The sequence below is a fragment of the Nocardia arseniciresistens genome, from assembly GCF_046764875.1.
In the GTDB taxonomy this organism is placed as follows: Bacteria; Actinomycetota; Actinomycetes; order Mycobacteriales; family Mycobacteriaceae; genus Nocardia; species Nocardia arseniciresistens.
On sequence record NZ_JBKORD010000005.1, the window covers coordinates 373,957 to 386,551 of the forward strand.

The 12,595-nt window shown below is 65.7% G+C and carries 10 protein-coding genes; 6 read left to right on the top strand and 4 right to left on the bottom strand.

The genetic code is table 11. The annotated features are described in order from the left end of the window. Positions 1-22: 22 nt before the first annotated feature. The 4 genes from ACLMAJ_RS11685 (at position 23) to ACLMAJ_RS11700 (ending at position 5,171) form a co-directional block, all read left to right on the top strand. Positions 23-1,360, top strand: coding sequence for a type III PLP-dependent enzyme domain-containing protein (locus ACLMAJ_RS11685; protein WP_412013610.1), 1,338 nt, complete (start codon positions 23-25; stop codon positions 1,358-1,360). Between the two features lie 5 nt (positions 1,361-1,365). Beyond that, positions 1,366-2,979 carry an N-acyl-D-amino-acid deacylase family protein gene (locus ACLMAJ_RS11690; protein WP_412013611.1) on the top strand — a complete coding sequence of 538 codons (1,614 nt, stop codon included), beginning with the start codon at positions 1,366-1,368 and terminating at the stop codon, positions 2,977-2,979. Beyond that, on the top strand, positions 2,976-3,599 hold the full coding sequence (locus tag ACLMAJ_RS11695; protein WP_412013613.1) for a bifunctional 4-hydroxy-2-oxoglutarate aldolase/2-dehydro-3-deoxy-phosphogluconate aldolase: 624 nt from the start codon (positions 2,976-2,978) through the stop codon (positions 3,597-3,599). The genes ACLMAJ_RS11690 and ACLMAJ_RS11695 overlap by 4 nt, the downstream gene beginning before the upstream one ends. 90 nt (positions 3,600-3,689) lie before the next feature. Further along, entirely contained in the window at positions 3,690-5,171 is a 1,482-nt protein-coding gene (locus ACLMAJ_RS11700; protein ID WP_412013614.1) for a GntP family permease, read from the top strand. Positions 5,172-5,292: 121 nt separating this feature from the next. On the opposite strand, the gene ACLMAJ_RS11705 is transcribed toward ACLMAJ_RS11700, so the two are convergent. The 3 genes from ACLMAJ_RS11705 to ACLMAJ_RS11715 form a co-directional block, all read right to left on the bottom strand. Then, complete coding sequence (locus tag ACLMAJ_RS11705) at positions 5,293-6,678, bottom strand: flavin monoamine oxidase family protein (protein WP_412013615.1); 1,386 nt, start codon at positions 6,676-6,678, stop codon at positions 5,293-5,295. A 134-nt stretch (positions 6,679-6,812) separates the two neighbouring features. Then, positions 6,813-8,462 (bottom strand): sulfatase-like hydrolase/transferase, encoded by a 1,650-nt coding sequence (locus ACLMAJ_RS11710; protein ID WP_412013616.1) that lies wholly within the window; start codon positions 8,460-8,462, stop codon positions 6,813-6,815. Between the two features lie 206 nt (positions 8,463-8,668). Then, a complete protein-coding gene (locus tag ACLMAJ_RS11715) occupies positions 8,669-9,667 on the bottom strand; it encodes a helix-turn-helix transcriptional regulator (RefSeq protein WP_412013617.1) in 999 nt (332 codons plus the stop codon). A 63-nt stretch (positions 9,668-9,730) separates the two neighbouring features. On the opposite strand from ACLMAJ_RS11715, the gene ACLMAJ_RS11720 reads away from it, so the two are divergent. Next, positions 9,731-10,945, top strand: coding sequence for an epoxide hydrolase family protein (locus tag ACLMAJ_RS11720; protein WP_412013618.1), 1,215 nt, complete (start codon positions 9,731-9,733; stop codon positions 10,943-10,945). Between the two features lie 70 nt (positions 10,946-11,015). Here the strand turns inward: ACLMAJ_RS11720 and ACLMAJ_RS11725 are convergent, their stop codons facing one another. Further along, the gene (locus tag ACLMAJ_RS11725; protein ID WP_412013619.1) at positions 11,016-12,032 is read right to left on the bottom strand and encodes a helix-turn-helix transcriptional regulator; all 1,017 of its coding nucleotides are present in this window, start codon (positions 12,030-12,032) and stop codon (positions 11,016-11,018) included. A gap of 63 nt (positions 12,033-12,095) precedes the next feature. On the opposite strand from ACLMAJ_RS11725, the gene ACLMAJ_RS11730 reads away from it, so the two are divergent. Continuing rightward, positions 12,096-12,587, top strand: coding sequence for a pyridoxamine 5'-phosphate oxidase family protein (locus tag ACLMAJ_RS11730; RefSeq protein ID WP_412013620.1), 492 nt, complete (start codon positions 12,096-12,098; stop codon positions 12,585-12,587). The last annotated feature ends 8 nt before the right edge of the window (positions 12,588-12,595 follow it).

Below are 12,595 nucleotides of genomic sequence, written 5' to 3' on the forward strand. Positions count from 1 at the left end.
ACGAAATCGTGACTTCGGGGGCATGAAACTGCGGACACCGTCCGAGGGAAGGAACACCGTGGCGATCGACGAGAAGGCCGTTGCCGTACTGGATGAACGGGTGCTCGGTCCGGAGTACAAGGCCCTTCCACCTGCGGCGTGGGGACGCACGGCACGGGAATTCCTCGACTCGGCGCCCTATCTCGACCAGTTCGAGACACCGGTGCTGACCGTGGACCGTGGGGCGGTCGCCGCCAATATCACGGTGATGGCCGACTGGGCACGGGCCGCGGGCGTGCGCCTGGCCCCGCACGGGAAAACCACCATGGCTCCGCAACTGTGGGCGCAGCAGTTGTCCGCGGGTAGTTGGGGCATCACCTTGGCCACCGTGTGGCAGGTCCAGCTCGCACGTTCCTTCGGTGTCGGTCGCATCGTGCTCGCCAACGCCCTTGTCGATCCGGTCGGCCTGCATTGGGTCGCAGCGGAATTGGCGAAGGACCCGGCCTTCGAGTTCGTCTGCTGGGCCGACAGCGTCGAAACGGTCGCGTTGATGGACTCCCACCTCCGCTCGGCACCGGGCGCGGCCCGCATCAGGGTGATCGTCGAACTCGGGGGCCCGCACGGCCGTACCGGCGCGCGCACGGTGGCGGCCGCGGGCGTCATCGCCGCGGCGGTGGACGGTGCCGCGCGGCTGACTCTGGCGGGCGTCGGCGGCTACGAAGGCGCCCTCGCTCACGACCGCAGCCCGGACGCCATCGCCGCTGTCCGCCACTACCTCGACGAACTCGCCCGGCTGCATCGCGAACTCGCCGCCGCGGGGCTCTATCACGACACCGCGATCATTACCGCGGGCGGCAGCGCCTACCAGGACCTGGTCGTCGAGTGTCTGGCCGGGCTCGCCGATGAGCAAGGCACACAAGGCATTCCGACCACGATCGTCCTGCGCTCGGGGGCATACATCATCCACGACGACGGCTTCTACGCGAGCATTTCGCCGTTGGCCGCACCGCGCAGCGAACGGCCGCTGCGTTCGGCGATGCACGGCTGGGCGCGCACCGTGTCGCGACCGGAACCGGAGCTCGCGCTATTGGACGCGGGGAAGCGTGATCTTCCCTTCGATGAGGGGCTTCCGGTCCCGCAACATATTGCGGGACCGGAGGACTCATTGAACCCGACCGCGACGGTGTCGGCGCTCAACGACCAGCACGCCTTCCTCCGGCTGCCGGGCAGCACCGCCGACGAAGTGCCCGTCGGCACCGTGGTGCGCCTCGGTCTGTCGCATCCGTGCACCGCCTTCGACAAATGGCGGCTCATTCCGGTGATCGACGATGCGGACGCCGAACGTCCGCGCGTCGTCGATCTTCTGCACACGTTCTTCTGATGGCCATGAGCGACTTACTGTTTCGCGATATCGACATCGTCGACGGCACCGGCGCACCCCGCTTCCGCGGCGACGTGCTCATCGACCGAGGCCGGATCACCAAGATCGCCACGCCGCGCACACTCACCGGTGCCGCGAGAATCGTCGATGCCGCGCCGGGATCGGTGCTCGCCCCCGGCTTCATCGACATGCACGCCCACTCGGACCTGCACCTGCTCACCGAGCCCGGTCATTTTCCGAAGATCAGCCAGGGCATCACCACCGAGGTCCTCGGACAGGATGGCCTCTCCTACGCGCCGATCGACGACGCCACCCTGGCGGTGTTGCGCCGCCAGATCGCCGGGTGGAACGGCAATCCCACGGATCTGGACTTCTCCTGGCGCAGTGTCGCCGAGTATCTGGACCGTCTCGACCAGGGCATCACGCCCAATGCCGCCTACCTGGTTCCGCAGGGCACGCTGCGGCTACTGGTCGTCGGCAGCGAGCAGCGCTCGGCGACCGTGGACGAGATACGCCGGATGCGAGAGCTGCTCGCGCAGGGGCTGCGCGAAGGTGCGGTCGGTATGTCGAGCGGGCTCACCTACACGCCGGGAATGTATGCCGACCCCGGCGAATTGGCCGCCCTGTGCGAGGTCGTCGCGGATTTCGGCGGGTTCTACGCCCCGCACACCCGTTCCTACGGTGCCGGTGCCCTCGAGGCATATGCCGAAATGATCGAGTTGGCGCGCAGCACCGGCTGCGCACTGCACCTCACGCACGCCACCATGAACTTCGGCGTCAATCGTGGTCGGGCACCGGAGTTTCTGGCACTGGTCGACGCCGCTCGCGCCGAGGGCTGTGACATCACCCTGGACACCTATCCGTATCTGCCCGGCGCGACAACGCTTTCCGCGCTGTTGCCGAGCTGGGCGATGTCCGGGGGACCGGACGCTGCTCTGGCCAGGATCGACGACCCCACGATGCGCGCGCGCATCGCTCGCGATGTGGATGTGAACGGTTCCGACGGCTGCCACGGTGTCACCGTCGAATGGGAGACCATTCAAATCAGCGGCGTCGCCAATTCGGAACTGGACCGGTATGTCGGCATGACCATCGACGAGATCGCGGGTGCCGCCGGTGTCGCGCCGGTTGCGGTGTTCTTCGACCTGCTACGACGCGATCTGCTGGCCACCACGATCTTGCAGCACGTCGGCCACGAGGAGAACGTGCGCGCCATCATGGTGCATCCCGCGCACATGGGCGGAAGCGACGCGCTGTTGGTCGGTGAGCGCCCGCACCCGAGGGCATGGGGTACCTTTCCCCGCTACCTCGGTCACTACGTGCGCGAGCTCGGAGTCCTCGAGCTGGAGGACTGCGTGCACCACCTCACCGGCAGGCCCGCCGACCGGCTCCGGCTCAGTGATCGCGGGCTCGTCTTCACCGGTTACGCAGCCGATCTCGTGCTGTTCGATCCGGCCACGATCACCGACACCGCGACCTTCGACAACCCGAAACAGCAGGCGCGCGGCATCCAGCACGTACTGGTCAACGGTGAGTTCGCCATCGAAAATGGCGCGCCGACAGGGAAACTCGCGGGCCGTGCGCTGCGCATGGATTCCACCAGGAAGGAGACATATTGAACGCCAACGCTCTCGACATCATCCGCACCGATCGGGTGCTGAGTGTCGTTCGCGCCGCACAGATCCCGGACCCCGCGGCACTGGCGGATGCCTTGGCGCGGTCCGGAATTCGCGCGCTCGAACTCACCTTCACCACGCCGGGTGTGCTCGGCTACTTGCGTGCGGCGGCCGCGACCGAGGCCGCCGTGCTCGGTGTCGGTACGGTGCTGACCGCCGATCAGGCCGAGGCCGCGATCGACAGCGGTGCGCGGTTCCTGGTCACCCCCGGGATTCGCGCCGAGGTCGCGGCCATCGCGACACGGCACGATATCCCGCTGGTGATGGGCGCTTTCACGCCGAGTGAGGTCCTCACCGCGCTCGACCTCGGTGCCGCGGCGGTCAAGATCTTTCCCGCCAGGGCGTTGGGCCCCGGCTATCTGAAGGACTTGCGCGGCCCGTTCCCCGACGTAGCGCTCATACCCTCGGGTGGCGTCAACGCGGGCAATGCCGCCGAATTCCTCGCCAACGGTGCCGTGGCCGTCACCGCGGGCACCGATGTTGTTTCTCCTTCTGATGTCGCCGCGGGCCGATGGTCCGATATTGCCACGCGCGCGGCGTCTTTCGTTCGATCCATGAATTGAGAGGTACCCCGTGAGCGAGCGTAGCGAGCGAGCCATCCAATCCAGCGCCGGGTGGCATATGCCTGTGCCGAGCGTCAGCGAGGCTCGGGCATGAACGCCACTGTCGACTGGCTGCGCACCACCACCCCGGGGCTGTTGGTGCTCTGTGGTCTAGCGATCGCAGTACTGCTGTTCGCCATCATCAAGGTGAAGCTGGAGCCGTTCATCGCGCTGCTGCTCACCGGGCTCGCCCTGGCGCTCGCTGCCGGGCTACCGGTGTCGAAGATCGTCGGCACCGCGATCAAGTCAGGAGATTCACTGCTGGAGACCGGCTTCGGCGGCATCCTCGGGCACATCGCGGTCATCATCGGCCTCGGTACGGTGCTCGGTGCGATTCTCGAACGGTCCGGTGGCGCCGATGTATTGACCGGCAAGCTGCTGAATGTGTTCGGTGAGAAGGGCGCCCCGGTGGCGATGGGCCTACTCGGGCTCATCTTCGGCATCCCCGTCTTCTTCGACATCGGCATCTTCGTGCTCGCGCCGCTGGTGTACGTGGCCGCCAAGCGCGGTGGCCGGTCGCTGGTGCTGTACGCGATGCCGATGCTCGCGGGGCTTTCGATGACACACGCCTTCCTGCCGCCGCACCCGGGGCCGGTAGCGCTCGGTGGTTTGCTCGGGGTGAGCCTCGGCTGGCTGATCCTGATGGGATTCGTCTGCGGCATACCGGGATTCATCGCGGCGGGCATTGTGTGGGGCAGCTACATCGGCAACCGTGTGCAGGTGGAGGTTCCTGAGGAGTTCCTCATTCGGCCGGAAACCAAGGAATTGGCACCGGTGACAGGCGGCGGCCCGGACACCGGTGACGGCCGAGGCGCCGCCGCGGACGGCGGCTCGATTGCCACGAAAACCGAGCTCGGCGCACCTTCGGTCGCGGTCATCGGCGGCATCATCGCGATTCCGCTGCTGCTGATCCTGGGCGCCACCTTCGGCACGCAGTGGCTGGACAAGCAGTCGCAACTGCTACAGGTGCTCACCTTCCTCGGCACACCTGCCATCGCACTGCTCATCGCGGTGCTCGTCGCCTTCTATGTACTCGGCGTGCGCCGCGGTTCCAGCGTCCAGGAACTCAGCACCCTCACCGCGGAGTCGTTGCGGCCGGTGGGCATGCTGTTGCTGGTCGTCGGCGCCGGCGCGTTCTTCGGAAAGGTCATCTCCGCCACCGGCATCGGCACTGCTCTGGCCGACACCATGTCGGCCGCGGGCCTGCCGGTGATCGTGCTCGCCTACATCATCAGCTGCGGCTTGCGCATCGCCCAGGGCTCGGCCACCGTCGCCATCGTGACTACTGGCGGCATTGTCGCACCGTTGGTCGCCGGGCACGGCTACTCGCAGATGTCGATCGCGTTGATCGCCATGTCCATCGCGGCGGGCTCGATCATCCTCAGTCACGTCAACGACGGCGGCTTCTGGATCATCTCGAAGTTCTTCAATCTGACGGTGAAGCAGACACTGCAAACCTGGACCGTGCTCGAAACGGTGCTGTCGGTGGTGAGTTTCGCGGTCGCCGCGGTGCTGTTCGCGATCGTCAGCTGAGCAGCGCGCGAACAATCCTTTCCAGCCCGGTGCGTGGGTCGAACCCCGGCACCGGGCTGGTCGGTCGATGTGGAGCGCGGCACCTGCGGTCGTGACCGAATAGGCCTGTCGCACAAGGGCTTCAAAGACGATGCAACCTGCCTTCGAGTGCGGTCACAGTTTCGAGTTCCAGCACTTCGCTTGCCGCACGCTCACCCGAGCGAATGGCTCCATCGACCCAACCGCACATGACGGCAGAGCTCTCGGTTCCGGCCCAGTGGACGCGGCCGCAGGGTTCGCGCAGGGCATGGCCGAACTGCGTAAGCACACCAGTTGGCGCGTGACTCAGCATCCCGCCACCGGAGTAGCGCTCGGCACTCCAGTTCTGCTCGATGTAGTCGACAGGGGCACCGGCCTTCTCGCCGAACCGCTCGACGAGTGCGCCGAGGATCGCTGCCCTTCGCTCGGCCTCATCGAGTTGTCCGATTTGCCGCGCGATGGGCCCCTCGGTGATGACGCACATGACCCCAGGTCGCCCGGTGTCCGTGCAGGCATCGATGGTGACGGTCGCGGGCGATCCCGGTGCGGCGGACTGCCCCGACAACCCGTCGCGACGCCAGAACGGCTCGTCGTACACGGCGGCAATCTTGAAGATCGCGCCGCTCGGCATCCGCTGATGTAGCAACGATCGATCGATCGGCAGCATCGGCTCGTACAGGATCTGGCTTGCGATCGCCAAAGGAACTGCCACGATCACCCGGCGTGCGCGCACGGTCAACTCGTCGGAGCGTACCGTCACCCCGTCGGCATCCTGATGGATGTGCCGGACCGGCTGCGACAGGTGGATCGAGTCGCCGATCTCGGCCGCCATCGGCCGGTAGAGGGCACCCATGCCCCCGACTGGTCGAGCATCCTCGGCGGCATCCTTGACTCCGAGCACGAAGCTCGGCCCACCCCCCGACGCCATCTGGTACAGCACAAAGAGCAGCGACACCTCCGAGGCGGCCGAGGTGTAGCAGCCGGCGATAGCGGTCTCGAGGAGTTCATGGGCGGGCTTGGACAGGATGTTTCTGTCCAGCCAATGCGCCAGAGTGATCTGATCCCACTTGTCGGCATTTTTAGCAGTCCACGGGGCTTCGAGGGGAATTGACTTGCACATATGTCCCAGCTCGAGAAATATCGCACCGAGGTTCATCGCCGCCCAGGGGCTCATCGTCCACGGGATCGTGCCGGTATAGCGGTACTGCTTGCCATCGACCACCATCATGGCCTCACCGTCGGTGTACTGCCGGTAACTCGGTACCCCGAACTCATTCATCAACGCATAGATCCGGTCCTGGCCCGGCCCGATCCAGGCGCCACCACGATCGATCCAGGACCCGTCCTCGCGCAATTCGGTGAACGTTCGCCCGCCGACCCGGTCCCGAGCCTCCAGTACCGCTACCGATCGACCCGCCTGTTTCAGCCGCAAGGCGGTCGTTAATCCCGCGAATCCCCCACCGACTACACAAAAGTCGACGTCTGTCATGGAGAGCCGTCCTTGTCTTGAAGTTCCGCGCGTGGCCGCCGTGCAACCAGCCGTTACTGGTCGCACCCTCGGCACAAGGCGCGAAATCGCCTTCAATTCGACCTACCCTCGAACGTGGCAATTCTATAGCAGAACTACTTGGGCAGGGCGTTTTGCAGTTCGCGGAACGCGTGTTCCGCTATTGCGAGGACATTGTGTTCCTGTGCCAGGTAGTCCGCCATGCCTTGTTCCTGCGCTTGGCGCAGGTAGGGTGGCAGCGGCTGGTTCAGTTCGGCAATCGCTTGTTGCAGTAGCGGTTCCATCTGCGCGCGCAGATCAGCGTTACCGGCGGCTTGGTTGTCGAGTTCGAGTTGCCCGCCCGCCGCTGCGTAATCGTAGAGCTCGTATTCTTGCTGCTGAGCCGAGTCTATTTCTATTCGTCCGTTGACGAAGTGTGAATAGGACACGTATTTCGCGTCGGCGGTGCGTACCGCTGCGACGTGTGCGGGCGCATTCTGGTTGAAGAGCACGGCGGCCTCTTCGATGGTGGGTTCATCGGTGGCGTGGACGATCCAGGGTCGCCCGGGTTTGCCGCTATCGCGGCACATGGCGGCGATGTCGAGACGACCGGCGAGGTGTGCGTACCTCGTGTCCCCGCGCCACGCGCTCCCGCCGGAGGCGATCGTCAGCAGCAGTGGGGTGATATCGGCGCTGGAAGTGAGCTGTTCGCGGATACTGGTCGAAGAAGTGGGGCTCAGCAGACCGCGGGGATCGTGCACATACAGCGGTACTCTGATCGCCTCGTCATAGGCCGCGCCACCTTTACCGTGCAGCCCGTGCGAGCCGGCGTAGTCCCCGTGGTCGGAGGTGAAGACGATGACGGTGTTGGCCGCGACCTCCGGGCGCTCGTACAGCGCGTCGAGCACTCGGCCGATCTGGGTGTCGACCTGCTGTTGCAGCCACAGATAGAAGTTGCGCATGTCGATCCACTGTTGCTCGGCACCGGGAGTTCCATTCGGCGCCCACCCGAACGCGATCGCGGAGGCTTCCACCAGCGCAAGCTGTAGGCGTGGCTTCGCGGCCAGCTGCTCGAGGGTTTCGTAATTCGCGGGCAGGTCGTTCATCCAGCGCGGAATGTCGAGCTGCGCTTGCAGGCGTTGGGTCCATCGGGGCCACCACTGGATGTCGTGCGGATTGACCAACGACACTGTGCAGCACCATGGCGCTCGACCCGCTTCCGTGTCGAACCATCCGAGGAATTGGTCGACGACGGCCGGGTCCATCTGCAAACCTTGTCCGGGCGCCCCGTTGGGTGACGGATAGGTGCCGCCCGCGAATCCGTAATTCGCCAGCGACCCCGGAATCGTGTCCGAATCGTGGCCGAGATGCCACTTCCCCCACCACGTCGTCTCATACCCGTGTTCACGGATCATCGAGCCCCACGTGGGGAACAACGGCGACAAGGTCGACTGCGAGGTCATCATGCAACCGGTCTGATGGGAGTACAAGCCGGTCAGCAGAACCCCGCGTGATGGAGTGCAGTCGTTGGCCGCGGTGTAGTGCTGCTCGAATGACACTGCGCCTCGGCGGATTCGAGCAATGTGCGGCAGTATCCCGTCCAACGCTTCCTGGTCGGGGAACCACATCGGCGCGCGCATCTCGTCCACGAGCACAACGAGGATGTTCGGCCTATCAGGGTCGACATCGGCGCGGGCCTTGCCGGCCCCCGTCGCGCCCGACGCCGCGGTGGCGGCCGTTGCGGCCGCGGCACCCCTGGCAAAGAAACCACGCCTGCTGATCGACACGCTGCTACTCCATTCACGGAATGTTGCACATCTCGATTACCTGGAATCTGGTCGAGCAGTCGGAACCCCCACGTAAGTGCACTACAGATTCGGGAGCATCATCCGGCGCCGAGCTCAACCGCAATCTGCACTATAAGGGAATGGCTACGCGGAAGGGTTCAAGGCAGCCATGAGTGGGCGACCGCACCGGCAATCAGCCCTTGGAATTACTCGTCCAGGAGGGCTTTCGGTGCGTGCTCTGGCGGCGGGAAATTCCGTAGGGCTCGGTCGCAGCGGTTGGCTTGGGAGCGCAGGGCGGTGGCCAGTTCCTTCGGTCCGCTGAGCAATGTGAAGTCGATGTCGGTCGAGGTGATCATCCAGACCAATGCCTCGGGAGTATCGGCCCCGACGTGCAGGTGGCAGCTGTGCTCGTCGACGGCCTCGACGACGCCCATGCCCGGCCACACACTGCCGGATGCTCCCGCGGCGGGTTTGTGCAGCAGCACGGTCGCTTGATACGGCCAGCTCCGCGCGGAGAGTTGCAGTGAAAGATAGGTCGACACATCGCCTTCCGGGATTTCGCGCGGGGTGAACCTCGGCCCGGTCGGTACTCGCGTAGCGATGCGGTCGGCGCGAAAGCTGCGCCAGTCGGCTCGGTCGACATCCCACGCGACGAGGTACCAGCGCCTGCTGAAGTGCACCAGGCTGTGCGGTTCGACCGAGCGGACGCTGGTCGCGCCGCTGTGCGCACGATAGTCGAAGCGCAACCGCTCCCGGCGCTGACAAGCCTCGGCGATCGCCATCAGCGTGTCGGGCTCGACCGCCGTTCCCGGCACACCGACCCGGACGGTGGCGCCGCGCAGGGTGCGCACGCGTTGGCGCAGCCGGGGCGGCAGCACCTGCTCCAGCTTGGTCAGCGCGCGCAGCGAGGATTCCTCGATGCCCGCGACGGTGCCGTCGGAGGCGCTGCGCAGGCCGACCGCGATCGCGACGGCCTCCTCGTCGTCGAGCAGCAGTGGCGGCAGCGCGGCACCGGCCCCGAGCCGATAGCCCGCCGTCCCCTGGCTGGCGTGTACCGGATAACCGAGTTCGCGCAGGCGCTCCACGTCGCGCCGGACGGTCCTGGTGGTGACGTCCAGGCGTTCGGCGAGATCGGCGCCGGTCCAGTCCCGGTGTGTCTGGAGCAGCGCGAGCAGTCTGAGCAGCCGCGCCGAGGTTTCCAACATGGCTTCGAGAATGCCAGATGCTTAGGAATGGACCTGTCCTAAGTGGGTAATAGCGTTGTCGTCATGAGCACCGAACACGACATCCGTCCCTTCCATATCGAGATCCCGCAGGATCAGATCGATGACTTGAACGCCCGGCTGGCGAACATCCTATGGCCCGACGAACTGCCCGGTGTCGGTTGGGATTACGGCATGCCGGTCTCCTATTTGAGGCGGCTCGCCGACTACTGGCGGTCCGGCTACGACTGGCGCGCTCACGAGCACCGCCTGAACAAGATTCCGCAGTTCATCACCGAAATCGACGGTCAGACAGTGCATTTCCTGCATGTACGGTCACCGGAGCCGGATGCGCTGCCGCTGGTACTCAGTCACGGGTGGCCGGGCTCGTTCGTCGAATTCCTCGACGTGATCGGCCCGCTCAGTGATCCGCGCGCGCACGGCGGCGACCCGGCCTCCGCGTTCCATCTGGTGATCCCGTCGCTGCCCGGTTTCGCATTCTCCGGACCGACGCGCCGGGTCGGTGATGGCGGGACCGAGCGGTACGCCCAGGTTGTCGCCGAACTGATGGCGCGGCTCGGTTACGACCGATACGGCGCGCAGGGCGGCGACGCGGGCGGCTTCGTGTCCGCGGAACTGGGGCGCATCGCCACCGAACACCTCGTCGGCATTCATCTGAACGGGCCGATCACTATCCCCTCGTGGGATGCGGACGGCGCGCAGTCGTGGGAGGACGACGGCGAACAGTCATGGGGTAGTGCGGAATCCGGCGGCAGGGAACCCGAATACAGCGAAGCGGACAAGGCTCGGCTGGAGAAGCTGACAGGTCCGGAGAGCTACACCCGTTTCGGCTACGCGATGGTGCAGGCGGGCCGGCCGCAGACCCTGGCCATCGGCATGCACGACTCCCCGGCCGCGCTCTTGTCGTGGATCGTCGACATCTTTCAGCGCTGGACCAACCCGGCCATCGAACTACCGGATGAGGCCGTGGATCGCGACGCGTTGCTCACCAACGTCAGCATCTACTGGTTCACCGAGACCTTCGCCTCCTCTATCCGCCTCTACCGCGAATCGAACTCCTGGGGTGTGCAGGTGAAGAACTCCGGTGTGCCGACAGCAGGGGCGGTGTTCGCGGGCGACAACTCGATCCGGATGCTTGCCGAACAGCAGCACACCATCGCGCGCTGGACCGAGTACGACCGTGGTGGTCACTTCGCGGCTATGGAAGCGCCCGATCTGCTGATCACCGATATCCGCGAGTTCTTCGGCTCGCTGCGCTGAATCGACCTCCGCCCCAACGGTCGCGGCCGGGATCCGCCGCACATCTCGGGCGCCGGGTGTGCGGCTGTTCCTACCCGGGGTGTGCCGGTTGGGGTGTGGCTGCGGGAGCAGGGTCCCGCGACTCGCGGTATCGGTCGGCCATGGCGAAGGCTGTTTCGGCGAGCTGGGCGCGCAACTCGGGCGGGTCGAGGACTTCGCAGTACTGCCCGAGCGGAAGGATGGCGCTGGCCAGCACCTCGTAGGACTCCGAGGGCAGGGTCAATTCGACCCACCCCTCGGAGTCGGGCGCTGCGGCCGAGTCCATCGCCTCGGCCAGCGCTGCGGGCTCGTTCATCAACCGGAGCAGGCGCAGATGGGTGGCGGCGATCCGGCAGCGGGCACGTACCCGCAGCATCGAGCGGGCGAAGTCCTCCGCCGACTCCGACCAATGCTCGGCAAGATCGAAATGTTGTGGCCGCGTGAATGATTCGCCGGTCTGCTCGGCCGAGGTAATCCGGCCGGCCCGATAAGAGCGCACCGCGGACCCCTCTCGTGCGACGAGATACCAGATCCCGGCCTTCAGCACGAGGCCGAGCGGATCGAGGCGGCGTTGCACTGCCCGGTCCTTGCGCTGGTAGCGGATGTCCAGACGTCGATCGTGCCAGAGCGCATCGGCGACCGTCGCCAACGTGGGTGTCTGGTCGGGGCGATGGAACCAGCCGGGGGCATCGATGTGCACTCGCTCGGCGATTCGTGTTGCCCGGCCGCGCAATTCGGGTGGCAGCGCGGCGAGCACCTTGAGCTGCGCGGTCGCGAGCACGGTGCCGAGGCCGAGATCGGCAGCGGCGGCAGGTGATCCGGCCAGCAGTACGGCGTCGGCCTCCTCTGTGGTCAGTCCGGTCAGCCGGGTCCGGTATCCGTCGACGAGCTGTACGCCACCTCCGCGCCCCTGCTCGGTGTACACCGGAACGCCGGCCGCCGAGAGTGCCTCGATATCGCGATAGACCGTCCGCACCGACACCTCCAGCTCGCGGGCCAGCTCGGGTGCCGTCGACCGGCCGCGCGTCTGTAGCAACAACAGCAGCTGAACCAATCGACTCGCCCTCATCGGTCCGAGATTAATCGCTGAACCTGACAGAAGATGTCAGGTTCAGCTCCTACAGTCGTCGGCATGACCACTTGGAGCCAGTTCACCGAAGAAGCGCCCCAGATCGCCGCCGTATTCATCCGACGACACAAAGCCACCGGCAACCTCTGCATGCTCGGTACGCTCCGGTCCGACGGTTTTCCGAGGATCAGCCCCGTCGAGCCGATGATCTTCGAGGACATGCTGGTGATCGTGGGTATGCCGAACACAACGAAGTTCAAGGACCTGGCGCGCGACCCGCGCTTCTGTCTGCACACCGCGACCGTCGACACGAAGGTCACCGATGCCGACGCCAAACTCTTCGGTACCGTCACCGACCTGCCTGACAAGCAAGTGCATGCGCGTTTTGCCGAAAAACTCTTCGACGACAGCGGTTTGGATCTGCGCGGCGAAGAATTCGATCACTTCTTCGTCGCGGACCTGACCAGTGCCTCCACCGTCGCTGTGATAGACGACCACCTGGACATCACCATCTGGAAGCCCGGCCAGGGGGAGCGGGTGGTACGTAAGCACTGACGTCGGCC